The 20092-nt window shown below is 54.7% G+C and carries 12 protein-coding genes; 9 read left to right on the top strand and 3 right to left on the bottom strand.

Annotation, left to right across the window (positions count from 1 at the left end):
- Positions 1 to 92 precede the first annotated feature (92 nt).
- Positions 93 to 1241 carry a glycosyltransferase family 4 protein gene (locus PCPL58_RS06830; protein WP_065349099.1) on the top strand — a complete coding sequence of 383 codons (1149 nt, stop codon included), beginning with the start codon at positions 93 to 95 and terminating at the stop codon, positions 1239 to 1241.
- Between the two features lie 43 nt (positions 1242 to 1284).
- On the opposite strand, the gene PCPL58_RS06825 is transcribed toward PCPL58_RS06830, so the two are convergent.
- Genes PCPL58_RS06825 through PCPL58_RS06815 form a run of 3 tightly spaced genes read right to left on the bottom strand, consistent with a single transcriptional unit; the run spans position 1285 to position 5787 of the window.
- Positions 1285 to 2691 (bottom strand): TolC family outer membrane protein, encoded by a 1407-nt coding sequence (locus PCPL58_RS06825; RefSeq protein ID WP_065349098.1) that lies wholly within the window; start codon positions 2689 to 2691, stop codon positions 1285 to 1287.
- Positions 2688 to 4010: an HlyD family type I secretion periplasmic adaptor subunit gene (locus PCPL58_RS06820; RefSeq protein ID WP_065349097.1), complete on the bottom strand. Its 1323-nt coding sequence runs from the start codon at positions 4008 to 4010 to the stop codon at positions 2688 to 2690. Before PCPL58_RS06820 ends, PCPL58_RS06825 begins: the two co-directional genes overlap by 4 nt.
- A 13-nt stretch (positions 4011 to 4023) precedes the next feature.
- Complete coding sequence (locus PCPL58_RS06815; RefSeq protein ID WP_029572108.1) at positions 4024 to 5787, bottom strand: type I secretion system permease/ATPase; 1764 nt, start codon at positions 5785 to 5787, stop codon at positions 4024 to 4026.
- A gap of 813 nt (positions 5788 to 6600) precedes the next feature.
- Here PCPL58_RS06815 and PCPL58_RS06810 point away from each other — a divergent pair.
- The 8 genes from PCPL58_RS06810 (at position 6601) to rfbD (ending at position 20087) form a co-directional block, all read left to right on the top strand.
- Positions 6601 to 7419: a hypothetical protein gene (locus tag PCPL58_RS06810; RefSeq protein ID WP_065351011.1), complete on the top strand. Its 819-nt coding sequence runs from the start codon at positions 6601 to 6603 to the stop codon at positions 7417 to 7419.
- Between the two features lie 17 nt (positions 7420 to 7436).
- The gene (locus PCPL58_RS06805) at positions 7437 to 8891 is read left to right on the top strand and encodes a DUF4214 domain-containing protein (RefSeq protein WP_024650066.1); all 1455 of its coding nucleotides are present in this window, start codon (positions 7437 to 7439) and stop codon (positions 8889 to 8891) included.
- Between the two features lie 146 nt (positions 8892 to 9037).
- On the top strand, positions 9038 to 11485 hold the full coding sequence (locus tag PCPL58_RS06800; RefSeq protein ID WP_065349096.1) for a glycosyltransferase family 2 protein: 2448 nt from the start codon (positions 9038 to 9040) through the stop codon (positions 11483 to 11485).
- Positions 11482 to 13872, top strand: a complete 2391-nt coding sequence (locus PCPL58_RS06795; RefSeq protein WP_065349095.1) for a glycosyltransferase family 2 protein — start codon at positions 11482 to 11484, stop codon at positions 13870 to 13872. The genes PCPL58_RS06800 and PCPL58_RS06795 overlap by 4 nt, the downstream gene beginning before the upstream one ends.
- Positions 13873 to 13950: 78 nt before the next feature.
- Positions 13951 to 16986, top strand: coding sequence for a rhamnan synthesis F family protein (locus tag PCPL58_RS06790; protein ID WP_157893892.1), 3036 nt, complete (start codon positions 13951 to 13953; stop codon positions 16984 to 16986).
- A gap of 42 nt (positions 16987 to 17028) precedes the next feature.
- Complete coding sequence (locus PCPL58_RS06785; protein ID WP_024650062.1) at positions 17029 to 17922, top strand: class I SAM-dependent methyltransferase; 894 nt, start codon at positions 17029 to 17031, stop codon at positions 17920 to 17922.
- A gap of 162 nt (positions 17923 to 18084) precedes the next feature.
- On the top strand, positions 18085 to 19185 hold the full coding sequence (gene rfbB / locus PCPL58_RS06780; RefSeq protein ID WP_024650061.1) for a dTDP-glucose 4,6-dehydratase: 1101 nt from the start codon (positions 18085 to 18087) through the stop codon (positions 19183 to 19185).
- Positions 19182 to 20087 (top strand): dTDP-4-dehydrorhamnose reductase, encoded by a 906-nt coding sequence (gene rfbD, locus PCPL58_RS06775; RefSeq protein WP_065349093.1) that lies wholly within the window; start codon positions 19182 to 19184, stop codon positions 20085 to 20087. The genes rfbB and rfbD overlap by 4 nt, the downstream gene beginning before the upstream one ends.
- Positions 20088 to 20092: the final 5 nt, after the last annotated feature.

The following is a 20092-nucleotide window of genomic DNA, read 5'->3' as shown; positions in this document are numbered from 1 at the left end:
ATTCCGCATATCCGCCGCACGCAAGCGTAATCCGCTGCCCTGGTACACCATTGAGAAGTGATGTAATTGATCGACATCGAGAACGACAGAACATGGATATAGGCTTGAGTTGTACTGTCTGGGCGAAAGGTGAACGTGCCGGCCATCTGGACGGCATCGGCATATATTCCCGGGCGCTCTGGCACAACCTGGACAAGCTGAGTCAGGCTGAAGATATCCACGTCAAACCTTACGCTTTCGGCAAGCAACTGCCAGTGCTGGCCTGTGGTCAGCCACAACAGTTGTCCAGCGACTACCGCATTCATGCGGTGCTCAGCAGCGTACTCAAACTGCCATTGGGTAACTCAGCAAGCATCGCCAAAGACGTTCAGCTGTTCCATGCCACGGATCATCACATACCGCGGATCAAAGGCGTGCCTGTCGTCGCCACGATCATGGACATGATTCCGGTATTACACCCGGAATGGATCAAGCAAGACCTCAAGCGCCTGAAAAGCTGGCTGTTCACAACCAGCATTAAACGTGCCGATCACATCATCACCATCTCCGAATACAGCAAGCAGGACATGATTAGCCACCTGGGCATCGCACCAGAGCGCATTAGCGTCACGCCCCTGGGCGTGGACCCTGTGTATTTCGAGCGCATCGGCGCCGCCGAGCGCAACAGGGTGCTGGGCATGTATGGCCTCAAACCCGGCTTTTTTCTGGTAGTCGGCACACTGCAGCCTCGCAAGAACCTGCAGCGCGTGCTTGAAGCCTTCCAGCAACTGCCCGCACAGGTACGTAAAGAGCATCCGTTGGTGATTGTCGGGCGTGACGGTTGGAGCAACGAAGAACTGCTACCGCAGCTTGAGGCGCTACAACAACGTGGCGAAGGCCGTTGGCTAAGTTACCTGCCACAGAATGAGGTGCTGGCGCTGCTGCAAAGTGCCGGAGCGCTGGTGTTTGCTTCGCTGTATGAAGGGTTCGGCCTGCCGGCCATCGAGGCATTCGCGGCACAGTGCCCGCTGATCGCATCCAATAATTCTTCACTGCCGGAAGTGACAGGCGATGCAGCATGGGCTGTCGACCCGCACAGTGCAGAAAGCATCAGCACTGCAATGCTCGCCGTCCTGGAACAGCCTGAAGAACGTGAGCGCAAGGTTCAGTCAGGGCTGGGGCGTGCGCGTCATTTCAGTTGGGATGCCTGTGCGCAGAACACGCTGGATATCTACCGCAAGGTGCTGGCGGCTCGTCGCTAGAAGAGCCACCAGGCACAAGCCTTGAAGCGCGCCGCAGGTGCGATCAGGGCGTCTTTTTCAAGGCTGAGTCCGCAGCCTTCTCGACTGCCGGATTGGTACCACCCAGCCAGACATTGACGCTGTCGACGCTCTCCTGTGGCGGGCGGCCTGCCCATCGATTGAGGATGAACAGGTTGGTGATGAAGTCGTATTGCGCCTTGAGCAGGTCACGCCGCGCCTTGAACTCGTTCTGCACGCTGGTCAGCACATCGACCGCGTTAACGACACCATAAGAAAAGGCTTTTTGCGCCGCAATGCTCGATTGCTCTGACGATGCCAGCGCATTCTTGTTGGCGCGGATCTTCTCGACACTGGAAAACGCCGTCAGGTAGGCGTTGGTGGTTTCCTTGACCACCTGACGGCGCACGCTTTCCACATCCTGCTCGGTGGCCAGTTGCTCGTTGTACAGGCCACGAACCCGCGCAGAGGTCGAGCCGCCGCTGTAAATCGGCACGCGCACACCGATCGTCGCCACATAGCTGTCGCTGCGCGGTGACAGGGTGTTGTCATAGCCCACGTCACTTTGCTGGGCACCCAGAGTAAAGGTCAGGGTCGGATAATGCCCGCCCTTGCCTTCACGTACGGCCGCGTTGGCGACGTCGAGGCTGCTTTCACGTGCCTTGAGCAGCGGGTTGCTGTCGATGGCCTGGGCCACCCAAGTGTCCATCGATTTGGACGGCACCGGCAGCGCAATGTCGTTTCTGATGCGGCTAAGCGGCTCAGTGATCGGCCGGCCGACAATTTCAGAGAGCGCAGCACGGCTGAGCCTGATCTGGTTGCGGGCATCAACCTCTTGGGCGGCCAGCAAATCGACACGCGCCTTCAGATCCAGCAGATCAGTGACCACGGCCATCTTTTTTTCGTACATCGCACTGACCCGATCCAGGCTCTTTTGCGTCGCCCGGCGCTCGGCCATGATCAGCTCGAGTTCATCGTCGGCAGACAGCGCCTGGAAATACCGTTTGGCCAGGTCCACCGTGGCCTCAGCCTGGGCATCTTCGGCCTGATGCCCCTTCTGCTCCGTCGTGCTCTTGGCCTTCTGGTAGGTTTCCCAGGCCTGCTTGTTGTACAGGTACTGGGTCAGGTTGAGCGAATAACTGGAGTTGTTATAGATCTCGCGCTGCGTGTCGTCCTTGCGCAGGATCCGGTTGTAACTGCCGTTTGCACTCACCTGCGGCAACAGACCGCCGAGCGCATCGCGCTCACTGTCGACTGCAGACTGGGCACGCAGGTAGGCAGACAGCATGCGCGGGTCTTCCAGACGAGCCTCGCGATACAGCTTCATCAGATCCACGGAGTATGCCGAAGCGCTGGTCACCTGGGGTGTAGCGGGCTGCGTGGGGTCTGCATGGACCTGAATGCTGGCCAACCCGAGGGAAAGGAACACAGGAACGAAGCGCAGCACGGTCATTCCTCGATCATCGATTTGATAAACACATTGGACGCCGGCTTCAACAGGTATTGAAGCATGGTCCGTTCACCAGCATTGATCAGCACTTCAGCGGGCATGCCCGGCTGCAACTTGCGGTCGCCAAGACGCTTCATGCCTTTCTCGGTCAGTTTTACCCGAACCAGGTAATACGGCTCACCGGCATCGTCTTTCAAACGGTCAGCGGAGATGCGCGTCACCTCCCCCTCGATGACAGGAGTGGTGGCACTGTTGAAGGCACTGAAGCGAACGTCTGTCAGCTTGCCGATGGAAATCCGGTCAATGTCCGTGATAGCGACATGAGCCTCAACGACCAGCTCGGAAGATTCCGGCACGATATCCAGCAATGGCGTACCGGCGCTGACTACGCCGCCCACCGTATGAACTTTCATGTCCAGAACCATACCGTCCTCAGGAGCCCGAATGACCACGCGAGACAGACGGTCCTGCAGCGCGGTAGCAGTCTCCTGCAAATCGAATACCTTGGCCTGCACATCGCTCAACTCTTTCGCCACGTCAGAGCTGAAGTTCTTGTTCAACTGAATGATCTGCAGCTCGGTCTCACTGATCTGTAGCTGAGTCTTGGTGATCGTTGACTCGTGATCAGCCACTTCGGACTTGAGCATGTCCAGCTTGCGCTCCTGCTCAAGCAAGCGCTGCTTGTCGACAAAGCCCTGGGACAGCAGATCCTTCAGCTCGGTGATCTCACTGCTGTAGGATTTTTCAAGGCTGATCTTGGTGCGGATCATGTCTCGCAGACCACTTATCTGCTGCTTCAATTGCCCGATGCGTTCGCGTTGTACCGATATCTCGGTCAGGCGGGAATTTTTCCGGGTGCTGAATACCTGTTGCTCGCCTGCTATGGCTTCTTTGGCGCGCACGCTGTCCGTACCACTGATGGTCAGTGGCGGAATCGAGGGCAGCTCGTCGCGCTCCGCGCGCAGTCGTGCCTCCCTGGCCTGGGTGGAAATCAGCTGGTTGCGGGTCGACTCGTATTGAGAGCGCAATTGCGAGTCGTCCAGCACGATCAGCGGATCACCCTTTTGAACGGTGTCCCCATCACGGACAAGCAGCTCCTTGACGATACCGCCTTCAAGATGCTGAACCGTCTTGCGATAACTCTGCACCATCACCACACCTGAGCCGTACACCGCACTGCCCAGTGGAGCGAATGCCGCCCAGGTGCCGAACAGACCGAAGGTAACCAGTACGATCGCCACACCGATCCGGCGAACCCCGCGATCAGAGGTGGGCATGTCATCTGCATCCGCCTCGAGCGTGGATATTGTCTTAATGCTCATTCATGAATTCCTTTCACGCGCCAGGTTGCGCAGGTTGCGCCGGTGCAACACCGGTGGCTGCCGGAGCCACCCGCTGCTGAGCCTGCTGCGCCTTCGCCTGTTGCTGTGCCAGCTCGGCAATGACCTGATCACGCGCGCCGTACAAAGTGATGGTGCCGGCGTTCATGACCATTACCCGGTCAAGCCGCGACAGAATATTGGGACGGTGAGAGACGATGAATACCGTGGCACCTGACTCCTTTATCAGTTGCAGCGCCACGCTCAGAGCGCGCTCGCCGACTTCATCGAGATTGGAGTTGGGTTCATCCAGCACAATCAACCGCGGGCTGCCGTAAATAGCCCTGGCCAGACCGATGCGTTGCCGCTGTCCACCGGACAGGTTGACGCCATCACTGCCGATCACGGTGTCGTAGCCGTCAGGCAACTGCAGGATCATTTCATGCACGCCCGCGGTGCGCGCCGCCAGAACGACTTTATCGGGGTCGACCTTGGCAAATCGAGCGATGTTATCGCTGATGCTGCCCTCGAACAGTTCGATGTCCTGTGGCAGATAGCCCAAGTGCGGGCCAAGCTTCTGTTTATCCCAGGCACTGATGTCGGCACCGTCCAGACGCACTGTACCGTGTTGCGCTGGCCAGATGCCCAACAGGGCTCTTACCAGGGTCGATTTGCCTGCTGCGCTCGGCCCGACAATACCCACAATGGTGCCAGCCGGCGTTACGAAACTGATGTTGCGAATAACCGGGTTCTTGCCACCCGGCGGTGTGACTACCAGGTTTTCGACCTGAATATGCCCTTCGGGATCAGGCAAAGCCATGCGATCCGGCTCGTTATGCAGCTTTTCAAGCGTCTCGTTCAGACGGTTGTACTGCACGCGGGCAGCAACAAAACCTTTCCAGGTATTGATTATCTGGTCAACGGGCGAAAGAGCGCGCCCCAACAAAAGCGAGCCGGCCATCATTAAGCCCGGATTGATCTGATGAGTAATCACCAGATAAGCCCCCAGCGCCAGCATGATTGATTGCGCCCAGTTTCTGAAGGTTCTTGAAATAGAGCTGATCGTCCCGCTTTTGTCACTGGCATCAGACTGCAGAACCAGGACCCTGCGCTGCCGCTTGCCCCAACGGGCCATCAAGGTGTCAAGCATGCCCATCGACTCGATGACTTCTGCATTGCGCAGGTTTTTGGTAGTCAGAAGGTTTGCAGTCAGGCTTTGCTGGTTAGCCTCGGTCAGTGCCTTGCCAGTAAAACGGTGGTTCAAGTAAGCCAATACCACCAGAACGATGGCAGAACCCACCGTCATCCAGCCAAACCAGGGGTGGAATATGAACATGACCGCGGTGTAAATCGGCAGCCAAGGTGCGTCAAAAAATGCGAACAGGCCATTGCCCGTGAGAAATTGACGCAGTGAAGTCAGGTCATTGAGTGATTGGGCCGACGCATCCATGCCGCCACTTCTCAACGCTTTCCTGAAACTGGCTTGGTAGACGTCGCGACTTAGCAAAACGTCGAGTTTGTTGCTGATACGGACCATGATTCTGGATCGGACCCACTCCAGCGAGCCCATGGTGATCATCAGAACAGTCATGATCAGGGTAAGCATGATCAGTGTTGGAGTGCTGCTACTGGGCACCACCCGCCCAGAGACCTGGATCATGTAAAGGGTGGGGACCAGCATCAAGGCGTTTACGAACAGACTGAAGAAACCGACTGAGATAAAGCTGCCTTTGCAAGCCTTAAGGGCTACCTGCAAATTATTTTCGTGTGAACGACTCATAGAATCCGTACTGATGAGAAATCGGTAAACGCGCGGCAGTGTAGCACCTGCTTTTGGCCCACCACAGCATCAAAGCACGATCAAAACACGCAAATATGAACGCGTGCAGGTGAATACTTTTTATGCATCCAAGGGGAAAACGGTGACGGAAGCTGAACTGCCGAGTATTCACGTAACGGCTTAAAGTTCAACTTTTTAAAAAGTGCAATATATGAAGGAGCGCAATACAGAAAAGGCAGCTTGAGCGGCAATGCCTCAAAAGCGTCGCTGAGTTACAGATGAACGGCATACAAACGCACCGACGCGGTGCGCCCTTTTTTTTGCTGAAACGATTAACGCACCTAAACAGCGCAGCCATAGAACTTCCACATTACATAGAACTTCGACATTACTCAGAAGCGATCTTGATTGGCACCGCTGACGCGACAGGCCCCACTCACATTTGATCAACCAACTACGAAACATCTTGTATCAATTAAACACGCATAAGCAAAGACCAAAAAGATTTATGGCACTCTGCCACCCAAAGGCCTGAGAAGTACGTTCTAGAGGGAAATTGACCAATCGGAAAATTCCTACAGAATACGCCTAAAATCGAACTTATTAGAATTGACTTTTCCTACAAATGGACTAGTCTCGCAGTCTGGCCAACACAGCCATCGACCATAGGTAGCAGTACCCGAGTAGTGTGTTACAGCCCTTTAATGGACTAACGGCATAGCCGCTCAGGATAAGAAGGAATCTTGTTGGGTGCAGTCTCCAGAACTTGATGGATTGAAGATCAGCTCTCGCGTGACGCTGCTCGAGCCAGGAATGTACATATTCCGTTATGCCTCGCAGCCACCCGTAGACAAACCTGTGTGCATCGCACTGCAGCAAGCCCCCCTTGGTAAAGGCTCCATCGATTTCTTTCCAGCCGAAGGTGTCAGTAAGAACATGCTGACCCGGTTGGGCGATACCATCGTTGCTCGCGTCAAGGGCGGCATCACCACGGTTCTGATCACCGAATACCATATGTTCGACGCAGTCATCGACCCTATCGACTTGCGCATCGACCGAATCGACACCTCCACCGCCATCATGCGCAATTTAACGATCGCTGCGACTGCCGAACCGAGCGCGGCAATCTCGTCGACTCTCACGCCCGTTGCGCTGAAGCTGGTCGCGCATCTGCAAGGCGAAGGTGATGTGATGTCTACGGAAGGCTGGACCGGTGAACCTGACGGCACCCGGCGCCTTGAAGGGTTTTCCATCCTGTGGGACGACAAGCCGGCAGGCGTGGACCTGGTTTACACCTCCACTGTCGCCGGCTCCGGCCCTAGCCCTAATGTCGCTACGGGAGCCTTCACCGGTACCCGTGGCAAGTCTTTGCCTCTGGTTTCAGCAGGTTTCAGCCTGGTCGGACCCGATCGGCATTTTTACGAATTGTCTGGCCACCTTGTCTTTCGCGGCGCTGCGCCGCAGGTCATTGTCGCCAACCAGATGATGTACGGCCCCACCGGCACAGAGCCCCTGGTGGCGTTACACATTTGCATCGCACCCGCTACGAAGATGAACGCTGCCCGCTATAAGTCTCCGTGGGAAAACTCTGCATTGACGCAGAAAATTAGCAGCACAGGCCAGATGGCCTGAAGTAACAGGAATTTCCCATGCAATATGATGCCCCGGTAACAGCAACCGAGTTCAGCTCGTTCTTGACCGCTACCAGCCTGACCGACAGCACCACTGCCGCAATCAGCACTCTGCTGGCTCTGGACAGCGCTTCCACCGTAAACCTGGCTAGCTGGGATGGTGTAAATGCTCTTGAGATTCCTACTGGCCAAACCGGTACTACCGACGTGATCACTGGCACCATCGCGGGTGCGCTTGGCGATCTGGTCTCCCTGAACGTGACTCCCGATGTGGCTGCTGCCAAAGCAATCATTCTGGACAGCCAGGCCAACCTGCACGTCAACATCACTCCAACCGTTGCTACCGACGCCGCTGCCGATGTTTCCTCGCAGGCTCGCATCGCTGTTTCGGCTGATGCTTCCGCTATCACTCAGTTCGTGCTGACCACTGGTACGGGCGATGACCTGATCATCGTCAGTGGCGATCAGAACAACTTCATCGACGCTGGTGCTGGCAACGACACCATCATCACTGGCAACGGTAACAACACTGTTATCGCTGGTGCTGGCAACAACAACGTGATCACTGGTAGCGGCAACGACACCATTGTTCTGAGTGGCACCAACCATGCAGACGTTGTCAACGCTGGCGCAGGCTACGACGTTGTACAGCTGGACGGTTCGGTTGCTGACTACACCTTCGTTACTGGCAACAACTTCAACGTCAACCTGACCGGCGCGCAAACTGCAGCGATTACTGGCGCTGAGTTCCTGACCTTCGTAGGCACCGCTGGCACTGAAACGGTCGTATTGGCACAAAGCGAAGCTGAAGCTTCAGCCCTGCGTCTGTATGACGGGCTGCTCGGTCGCGATGCGGATCTGGGCGGCGCTCAGAACTTCGCTAACCAAGTCAATGCAGGAACTTCGCTGACCGATATAGCCAACGAGTTCTTGAATTCTGACGAGTTCGTCAACACCTCGACTTTGGCTCCTATCAACACGCTCTATAACGAGTTGCTGGGCCGTACTACTGGCGCCGATGGTGGTGGCCTGCAAACCTGGCAAACACTGTTGGCTAATGGCGGTACGCTTGGCGACGTAGCTGCAGGCATCGCTGGTTCTGCCGAAGCACAACGCTTTGACCAGTCAAACGCTGAGTTCGTCCAGGATCTTTACGCCGCTGCACTGGGTCGTAATGCTGATCAGGCTGGTCTGGATAACTGGGTGAATAACCTGTTCAACGGCTCTACTCGTGCAGACGTAGCCAAGGCGATCGTGAACTCCGATGAAGCTGCACTCAAGGCAGACAGCGATTTCATCGACAACCTGTACCTGACCGCCACCGGCCGTGCTTCTGATACTGCTGGCAAGGCAACCTTTACCGACATCCTGGCTAACGGCGGCACTCAAGCTGACGTCGCTATCGGCATCGTTGGTTCGGTAGAAGCAGTAGCACATAACGACAACGTTATCGTGCTGCACGGCGCGGTGTAACTAGCCCCGTCGTTGTAACAAATACGCCCGGCCGCAAGGCCGGGTCGTATACAAAAAGGGGCGACTTTCGGGTCGCCCCTCTTTTATTTTTAAAGTGAACACGCCAGCTTATGTCCAGACACCTCGACCGTGGGCGAGAAACGCTCATGGATATGTTTCATCGCCACCGCCAGGCCGATGAGCACGACCTTGCCACCGTGGCACTCGAGTGTGCGCTGCAGACCCCTGAATACCGTCCGGAAGCACTGGTCTGGAAAGGTATCGAGGCCCTGCCGCAAGACCCAAAGCTTGCCTTTATTTATTTGCTCAACGCCGCGCACGCGTTTCCTTTACGTGCGGACATTCACGCCCTCCTCGGGCGCAGCATCATTGCCCAGGGTCAGCCGTTACTGGCCAACCGTTACATGAGTAATGCCTGGCAAAAGCTGCCTGCTGACGCTTCGCTACGCATGATGCTGTGGCAGGCACGCAGCCTGTCGGAAACACCCGAAGACTTGCGCCGCATCATTCTCGCGCACCTCCCTGATATTACGGCTGCAAACGAACTCGCCTTGGTACTCAAACTGCTGGCTGCACAAACCGGATTGCCAGGGACGCTGGGCGTGGTCCGTTACCTGCCTGATGTGCAGGAGATCCACGGCTGGGCCATCGACGTGCACAACGTGCAGACGCCTGTGTCGTTGCAACTGGAAGCCAACGGTCACTTGATCAGCATGGTTGCCAGCGCCCCGCACCCGTTACTGACAGCGGCAGGATTGCCTGCGACTCACGGCGGTATTCGCATCAAGGTGCCCAATGCCACCCCTGCCGTGCATGTGCGCTTCGATAACGGCACCGCGCTGCTGGGCAGCCCAGTGTCAGCGATGCCGGTTTTCGTTGCTCCACCTGCGGCGTTGAAGGTTGGCGACAAGCAGCCGGTGGATGTACTCATTCCTGTTTGCGACGGCCTGGAAGAAACCCTTGAGTGCATCAACAGTGCGCTGGAGGCGCGCAAACGTAATCGCACACCTCACCGCCTGGTGGTGATCGAAGACGCAACGCCGGTCCCCGCGCTGCGCAAAGCCCTCAAGGTTCTCGCGGGCAAGGGCAAAATTACTCTGGTGCAGAACCCCATCAACCTGGGCTTCATCCGCAGCATGAACCGCGCGATGGCGTTAAGCCCCAGGCAGGATGTGGTCTGGTTGAATGCCGACACCCGTGTGCAGGGTGACTGGCTGGACCGGCTGCGCACGACTGCCTATGCCGACGAGACCATCGCATCGGTCACCCCGTTCACCAATAACGGCGAGCTGATGAGTTTTCCTGAAAGCCGTTTCAGCCATTCGATGCCCAGCGCAGCAGAACAGGTCCGCCTGGACGATCTGGCGCGCCTGACTGGCAGCCCGGCCATGGAGCTCGAAACCGGCTGCGGCTTTTGCCTGTACATCAAACGCAGCGCTCTGGACAGTGTGGGTTATCTGGACGAAGTCGAACTGCTGCGCGGTTATGGTGAGGAAACTGACTGGTGCCTGAGGGCACGCGGCCTGGGTTGGCGTCATGTGGGCGCGCCCAATGTGTTCGTTGCGCACCAGGGTGGCATTTCATTCGGCGCCGAAAAGGCGCTGCGGGTGGCGCACAATAACGCCATCCTCAAGCGTCGCTACCCGGACGCGTCATCGCGCTATGAAAACTTCTGCCTGCGCGACCCCATCAGGCCCGCGCGTCAGGCCCTGCAACGCGCGCGCCTTGCGCAACTGACCGAGCAGTTGTCGACACAGGCATTAAGGCAGCTGCATATCGCCAACAGTACAGCGTCGCAAGCGCCTTTAAGCCTCACGTGGCGCAATAAGGGCCAGCATGCCCAGGCAACGCTGCAGGCCAACGTGCTGCCGCTGGCATTCAGCCTTGATTACGAACTGCCTGCCGACACCGAGCAACTGCTGCAAGACCTGCGCAGCCTGCCATTGGACGAACTGATCTATCAGAACCTCGCCAACTGCCCTGAAGCGCTCTGCGCACTGGCCGAGCAACTGGATAGACCTTACCGAATCGTTTGCCGCGATGACGCGTTGCTCACGCCAGACAGCCGATTCGACTCGGCGGATTTCGCACGCAAGGCGCAGAGCATCGAGTTGCCGTGGCAGGCCCTGCGCGAGCGTTACGCCGCCGCTCTGCCACAGGCCGATATTCTGATCCGGTCAGCCCCTCAAGCGCTGCCGAACAACGATTCTGTGCCAACCACCTTGCTGATAGCCGACCGCCTTTCAGACCCTGACATCGCCAAACAGTGGCTGGAACTGGGCAGACGCATCACACACGAAAACCAATCTCTGGTTTTGCTCGTTGCAGAGGACGGCCCGTGGGTCAAACCCTTGCTCGCCACTGGCGCAATTCATGCATTGCCCATTGCGCAAGGCTTGAGCCAGGCCGACTGCATTCTGCTTGCCGGATGCACAGCCGCATTGAGCCTGGAGCGCAGCCCGGGTGCATCCTGGCGCGCTGCGGATCTTGCCGTCGAACTGGGTCTGCCGCTGTACGCCATGCCAGGGCCGCTCGCCCATGAAGCCGGAGCATTACCGATCAACACACTGCCTATTTCATTGAGTCGGACATGATCTCAGAACACCCACAGGTTAACTCCGACCCGACCGCTCAGCCCCCCGGCAATACCCGCTTCAATGGTGCCATCACCGGCCTGTATGGCGATGTGCTGCAAGGCTGGGCGCTCGATACCCAGCACGTGGATGAACGCCTGGTTGTCGAGGTCTACGTCGACGGCGCCTGCGTTTCACTGGTGCGGGCCGACCAGTTTCATCCCCGTGCCGGTGCGGATGATCCATTCCATGGCTTCGGTGTACAGCTACGCCAAGGCTGGCTGGATAATGCAAAGCACATCAGCGCCCGGGTGGCCAACAGTGACTGCTGGCTTGCGGGCGACCTGCAATTACCGACCACGCCCAGCGCAGAGCCGGCGCCCATCGCGTCTCAGGTCTGGCACAGCGGTGGCCTGCGGCTCGGCGGCTGGTCTTGGGACCCGGCTGCACCGCAGCGGCATGTGCAAATCACTGTGCGTGAAGGCAGCCGGGTACTGGGCCAGGCTACGTGCAATGTTCATCACCAGGCGCTGGTCTATCGCGCCACCAGCGATCACGGCTTCAGTTTTGATCTGCCCTGGGAACTGGCCGATGGTAAGCCACATATGCTTGACATCGAAAATGACCTCGGCCATACGCTATCCGGCAGCCCGATAACCCTGTGCTGCTGGCACGACGGGCTGGAAGGTCTGCTCAAGCAGCATGAGCGCACGCCCACCGAGCAAAATCTGACATTGCTGACCCGGATTGCAGCGGACCAGGCAATGCGCCTGCCGAAAAGCGCAGGCTTTCATCATTACGCCGAGTGGTTTGAACGCTTCCGTCCTGCTGCGCCAAAAGACGATCAACTGCAGCAATGCAGGACCGGTGTGCTGTTGATCAGTGACGGCGACAGCACGCTCGAAGCCATCAGCCTCGCGAGCCTGAACGCTCAGCGAACAGCGCCTGATCAGTTGGTCAAAGCAGGCGCCGCTGACCTGCTGCCCGCACTCAAGCAGTTACTTGAAGCCGGCTGCGATGCAGTGGTCCCGCTGATGGCCGGCGATCATCTGGGAATGCACGCACTGGAACACCTGAGTACCCTGCTCGAAGATGGCTGCGCGTGGGGTTATGCAGATTGTGATCGCGATGGTCCGCAAGGCGAGCGCAGCCTGCCGTGGTTGAAACCGGTATGGGATATCGACCTGTTTATTGGGGCCGATATCTTCACCCCCGGGGCGATCTTCAGTGCTGCAATCATCGACAAGGCCCTGGCCCTGATACCCGCCACTGATGGCCCGCGAACTTTTGATTGGCACCAGTTGAGCGCGGCCATCGCCTTGGCCACCGAGACCAGCCAGGCCGTCGTCGCGCATTTGCCGCACGTGCTTTATCACCGCAGCCATTTAGCAGCCGCCAGCCCGGAGCAAGCCGAACCTTCTGCGCAACGCCTGCAAGCGATTGCCTGGCTGAGCGAGAGCCTTGCATCAGGTGCCAGCGTCACGCAGTTGCCGAAATTCCCGACGCTGTTGCGTACGCAGTGGCCCTTGCCGGCCACCCTGCCCCGCGTCAGCCTGATCGTTCCAACCCGCGACCAACTCGGGTTGCTGCGCACCTGTATCGAAGGCCTGCTGACCGCGACTGATTATCCTGACCTGGAAATCATCGTTGTCGATAACCAGTCCAGCGACCCGCACACCCTGGTTTATCTGCAACAGTTGTCTGGGCGCGGTGTGAAGGTTCTGCCCTACCCTCACCCTTTCAATTACTCGGCCATCAACAATTACGCCGTCACCCACGCCTCCGGTGAACTGATCGGGCTGGTCAACAACGACATCGAAATCATAGCGGCCGACTGGTTAAAGGAAATGGTCAGCCAACTGCTGCGCCCGAACGTCGGCGCAGTGGGAGCCAAACTGCTGTGGCCCAACCGCATGGTGCAGCACGGCGGCGTGGTGGTCGGTGTCAATGGACTGGCCGCGCACACTGGCAACCACCTGGAACAACGTGACCCCGGCTACCTGGGCATGAATCAGATCACCAGACGCCAAAGCGCAGTTACGGCGGCATGCCTGCTGCTGCGCAAATCGGTCTTCGGTACGCTGCAAGGCCTGGATGAAAAGGCTTTCCCGGTGGCCTTCAATGACGTGGATCTGTGCCTGCGTATTCGACAACAGGGCTTGAACATCATATGGACGCCATTCGCCGAACTCATCCACGCCGAATCGGCCAGCCGCGGCAAAGACCAGACTCCGGAAAAGCGAGCCCGCGGCCAGCGCGAACAGCAAGGCTTTATCGAACGCTGGTCCCAATCTGGCCAAAGCGATCCGTACTATCACCCGGCGTTGAGCCTGGATTATTTGAGTGGGCCTTATGGGGGGTTGGCGATGCCGCCAAGACACAGGCAGTTGCGACGCATAGGCACTTAGCTCAAGACATCAGTCAATACTTTTAGGCGTAGCCATCAGGTTGCGCCCCAGCTTGATTTAAATTATGAGAAAGATACTGTGACCAAACCTAAAACAAATAAACACAGCGCAAAAAAAAATGAAAGCCTTGATGAATCAGCGACCAGCTCAACGACGATTAAAATAGCTAGCGCCGAAAAAAACGATGTGGACATGGCCGCTTTAGAAAAGATAAGAAACTCAGATTTCTATGATGAAGCCTGGTACAAAAGCAACTACAGAGACTTGAAAAATCTCAACATAGATTTTGCATTACATTATTTTAACTACGGATGGCGGCAAGGAAAATCCCCTTCCTTTGGCTTTAGCGGAGATATGTACCTAGCGGCCTACCCTGATGTAAAAACAATAAATATGAATCCACTTCTTCACTATGAGACCTATGGAAAACAAGAGAAGAGGTATGTAATCCCCTATGCTGTTGAAGCAATCTACAACTCAACGTATTTCGACGACGCCTATTATCAAAAAAACCACAATGGCAAAAGCACCTCCAGGCTTGCCTCTGCCTTAGATTACATTACCTGCAAAGATAATCTTCGCAATCCATCCGAGCACTTCGATGCGGATGCTTACTTAGAGAGTTATCCCGACGTCAAAGAAGATGGCGTCATGCCGCTTTTGCACTTTGAACTCCACGGAAAGAAAGAGAACAGAACAGCCGGCCTGAGCAATCCGCTTGCAAAATTTTTGACATATGAAAACAATTCAAATATTTCCCACGCCACCAAACGCGTGTGTTTATTCGCGTGTTACATGGGTGACGGAGCAATACCTGACGAGACTATATTCTTGTTGGAAAAAGTAAGATCCGTGTGTGATGCGATCGTATTGATTGGGGATTGCGGCATCCAGCCCGATGAGTTCCGGAAGATAGAACACCTTGTATGTCACGCACATTTCGTGCGCCATCGCGAATACGACTTTGGATCTTACAAACGAGCTTTCGCGTACGCAGACGAAAATGGACTGCTTAAAAACGCTGATGAAATTCTCATATGCAATGACTCTGTCGTTGGTCCATGCGGAGACATTAATGACTTTTTCAAGTGCAGGGAGGAGGACGGCAATCCTGAGTTCTATGGAACAACCATTAACAATTTTGGCTTCCGTAATACCCAGTCGCATGGAAACTCATTGTATTCCCCTCACATACAGAGCTACTTTCTCTCTATAGCAAAAAGCGTTTTCAATGCCACGTTCTGGCGAGACTTTATCTACTCTGTAAAACATGAGGAGCACAAAACAGATATCATTATCAACTATGAAATGGGCATGTCCAAGCTATTAAGCTCACATGGCTACCCACCTCACTCAATGTACAAATCCATTGCGGGACTGAACCCTGCAGCCCGTGAATGCATGGACGTATTGAACACTGCATTATTTATCAAAAAAAGCATGCTGCCTGGTTTGTCGCCAGAAAGGGCAGGCATTGTGAATGGGATATTCAAATCCAAAAATTTTCCATTCCAGCTAAAAGATAACAAGATTGTTTCAAACGACAATCAGAATACTCACACTCCAATCATCAAAAACAAAAAACTAAGAATTGTAGACTGCGCTACGTCCGGCAACATGGTTAGCCTGCTGACTGTATCCGAACACAGCTATGTAAACCTGGAACTCATAATATCAAACGATTCGGAGTTTACATCTACATCCGCTACGAGCCGTACAGAAGCAGGCAAAGATACTTACACTGGCCTTGCTGACAGCTACCTTACCCAGGGCCTTCACCTATTCATATTTGAATTCGATAAAAAGCACATTGAAAAAAATGCTGGATTGACATTCAGCGAGCGAGGCAAACCCGTAGACTTACAATACGTCTACGGAGATATCCCGTGCTACAACCTATTAAATCACAAAAATTCAGGGCTCTACCCGCGCATCGAAAAAAACACTTTACACCTGCAAAACAAAGAACAATCCATTATTTCAATAATGCTCTCAAACAACTACAGCCAGACTGACAAATCCCTGTACGCCTCGATCATTAACAACGAAATACAAGCCAAGTACAGCCTTTACTCAGAGCGAGCGTCACTGACAGGCGACAATGCCTATGAAGCGTTTAAACACGCGCTGAAGTCGGACGATTCTTGTTTTTATATTACAAGCAAGGAAGTGGTTGATCGTGAAAAGGATGAGCACATCAAAAAACACTTAGCCATTCTAGGCTCAGCCCAGCATAAGGAGCTCTTCTTGAATGCAAAATCTCTTTTCTGCTCCTTTGGCTTTCCCGGCATTATTTTTCCCGGACTCAAAGACATACATATCAGCGCGCTCAAATATAAACTCTACCTTATGTGGCACGGCGTTTCCGCTGGCGACAAAGACTCTTATGAAATAGCGTCCTACAACGGCAACCGCAATGATGGAATCTTCGCCTGTTCCACCTATGAAGAAAGAAACTTTAAGCTTCTTGGTCATGACACTATCTATCTCGGCGGATACCCCAGAATGGATAAGTGGTGCAATGACGCCCCGCTGGATGTTAACGCTGCGGTCATATTTTTCACCTGGCGGCGACGTCTTTACGAAGCGACGCTTGCAGAGTTCTTGAGCTCTGATTATGTCACAACCATTGTAGAACTTGTAAAAGCGATCGCCAAGAGCCGTCCCAAGCTGGAGCTATACTATTTCATTCACAACTCTATTCCTGCTCAACACGTAGAGTGCCTGGCAGCTATTCTCAGAGCACACAGTAGCAACATTCGTTTTGTGAACAACAATGATACATCTACGTTCAACCACATTTTCAACACGTCACAATACCTCATTACTGATTACAGCTCCGTGGGCTACGATTTTGCCTACTACAAAAAAAGAGCACCTATATTTTTCATGCCACAGAAATTTATCAAAGGCCATTACGTACCTACCAGCCTTTTCGAGAAAATCATACCAGGGCCTAAATGCCTTGATATAAAATCAGTGATCAAGTCGCTTCGCCCAGAGCAGTACAAAAATCACAAATCGTCAACCAAAGCCTTTTTTCGTTTTATGGATTCCGAAAATTGCAAACGTGCCTTCGACGTCACACACCCAGAGTCTGAAAGCGCATCGTAAATGCAAAAGCTTCAGGAATACTTTTTAAATACAGAGGTCCTCATGAAAACCAGACACTCTTTAATGGACATCTACGCAGGGCATGAGGGCTATGTATCTGATAAATGGGATATCTATTTAAACACGTATGATCGTTTATTTAAAAACCTTGAAACCTCAGCGGTAAGCTTGCTCGAAATAGGTATTCAAAATGGAGGCTCACTTGAAATCTGGAGCAAATTATTCTCTCACTTCAAAATAATAGTGGGTTGCGACATAAACCCTGACTGTGCGCAACTTAACTACGAAAGTGAAAAAATAAAGCTTCTCATCGGCAACATAAATGATTCGAACATTCAACGACAGCTTGACGCGATATCAAATGAGTTTGACATCATCATTGACGACGGTTCGCACACCAGCAGCGACATAATAACTTCGTTCTTCCTGCTTTTTCCTAAACTGAATACCGGTGGAATTTATATTATTGAAGACCTCCACTGCAGCTACTGGCAATCATTTGAGGGTGGGCTGTTCAACAAAAGCTCGTCAATGAATTTTTTAAAATCACTGACAGACATCATTAACTATGAACATTGGGGAGTGCCCATAAATAAATCCCAGCTGTTAGCTGAGTTCAACATTCCGGCCGACGTGGACACCGAGGGTCTTCTATCGGAAATTCATTCTATTGAATTTATCAACTCCATGTGTATCGTTACTAAAAATCAACCTCAGAACAATGTTCTTGGTGTGCGCCATGTGGTCGGATCTCAAGAATTGGTTGCGAAAAACAAGTTCGCGAATGGCGGATTCTTGGTTCCAGAGCCTCAACAATCTCACGTTCAGAGCTCATCGAATTTTGAAAGTGAAAAAGACAAGAAAATCGCGACCTTGACCCTAGAAATATCGGAGCTCAAACGATTGCTTAACGAAGCCCAGCCCAAAAATGGCTAACTTTTTCAAGCAATGACACGTTTTGCGACCACTGAATATCGGATACTTTTAGTCTCCTCATTTTTTGGCAAACCGGGCATACCGTACTTAGATCCAACGTATTTTATTTCTAGATTTAGGTACATAATATTTACGTCTACTTTATAGACTGAGACCTACACTATGATCCTAGTCACAGGCGGAGCCGGCTTCATCGGCTCGAATTTCGTTCTGCAGTGGTGCGCTCGTAATGGCGAGCCGGTATTGAACCTCGATGCGCTGACCTACGCTGGCAATCTGGCCAACCTGCAGTCGCTGGAAGGCAACGAGCAGCATCGTTTCGTTCACGGCAATATCGGTGATGCGGCATTGCTGGAGCGGCTGTTTGCCGAACATCGTCCGCGGGCGGTGGTGCATTTCGCTGCAGAATCGCATGTGGATCGTTCGATTACCGGTCCCGAGGCATTCGTCGAGACCAACGTGATGGGTACGTTCCGTTTGCTTGAAGCGGCTCGTGCGTACTGGAACGGTCTGGAGGCGGTCGACAAGGCTGCGTTCCGTTTCCTGCACGTGTCTACAGACGAGGTCTATGGCACGCTGGGCGCGAACGATCCGGCTTTTACCGAGACCACGCCGTATCAGCCGAATAGCCCCTATTCGGCCAGCAAGGCTGCCAGTGATCACCTGGTGCGCTCCTACCATCACACCTACGGCATGCCGGTACTGACTACCAACTGTTCGAACAACTACGGGCCTTTCCACTTTCCGGAAAAGCTGATCCCTCTGATGATCGTCAACGCATTGGCCGGCAAGGCGCTGCCGGTCTACGGTGATGGTCAGCAGATCCGCGACTGGTTGTATGTCGAAGATCACTGCTCCGGTATTCGCCGGGTTCTGGAGGCCGGTGCGCTGGGCGAGACTTACAACATTGGCGGCTGGAACGAGAAGGCCAATATCGATATTGTCCAGACTCTGTGTGCCCTGCTCGATGAACTGGCTCCGGCCGCTGCGCGTCAGGTCATCAATCAGAAGACCGGTCAGCCGGTCAGCGCTTACGCAGAGCTGATCACTTATGTGACCGATCGCCCGGGCCATGACCGCCGCTACGCGATTGATGCGCGCAAGATTGAACGCGAACTGGGCTGGAAGCCTGCGGAAACCTTTGAGACCGGCATTCGCAAGACGGTGGAATGGTATCTGGCCAATCAGAAATGGGTGACTGGTGTCATGGACGGAAGTTACCGTGACTGGATCGTGCAACAGTATGAGGTCAGCGACGTATGAAGATTTTGCTGCTGGGCAAGAATGGGCAGGTTGGCTGGGAGCTGCAGCGCGCTCTGGCACCGCTGGGCGAGGTGATCGCGCTGGATCGTCAGGGTACCGATGGCCTGTGCGGTGATCTGGCCGATCTGGAGCGCCTGGCTGCCACGGTTCGTGCGCTGGCGCCTGACGTCATCGTCAACGCAGCGGCCTATACGGCTGTGGACAAGGCCGAGAGCGAGCCGGACCTGGCGATGTTGATCAATGGCGAAGCTCCGGGCGTTTTGGCGAGAGAGGCTGCCGCACTGGGCGCATGGCTGATTCACTACTCCACTGATTATGTGTTTGATGGCAGTGGTGAAGAACAATGGCAGGAAAGCGCGCCAACCGGCCCATTGTCGGTCTACGGCCGCAGCAAGCTGATGGGCGAGCAGGCGATTCAGGCCAGTGGTGCCAAGGCATTGATACTGCGCACCAGTTGGGTGTATGCGGCGCGCGGCCATAACTTTGCCAAGACCATGCTGCGCCTGGCCACCGAACGCGACTCGTTGAACGTGGTAGCGGACCAATATGGCGCCCCCACCGGTGCCGAGCTGATCGCCGACGTCACTACGCAGATTCTGTATCGAGTACGCGCAGATCAAAACCCGGCAGCGTTGGCAGGTATCTATCACCTGGCTGCTGCCGGTGAGACGTCATGGCACGGCTTTGCACAGTTCGTTCTGGAACACGCCGCACGTAATGGCGTGGCATTGAAGGTAGCGCCCGACCAGATCGGCGCCATCCCCACAGAAGCGTATCCAGTGCCGGCACCGCGCCCGCGCAATTCGCGGCTGGCTTTGAGTAAACTCGAAACTGCTTTTCAATTGAAGATGCCGTCTTGGCAACAAGGCGCACAACGCATGCTGGACGAAATCCAGCGCTAAGGACT

This window comes from Pseudomonas cerasi (assembly GCF_900074915.1).
In the GTDB taxonomy this organism is placed as follows: Bacteria; Pseudomonadota; Gammaproteobacteria; order Pseudomonadales; family Pseudomonadaceae; genus Aquipseudomonas; species Aquipseudomonas cerasi.
Note: the sequence above shows the minus strand (reverse complement) of the source record. Positions and strands in the feature narration are given on the sequence as shown.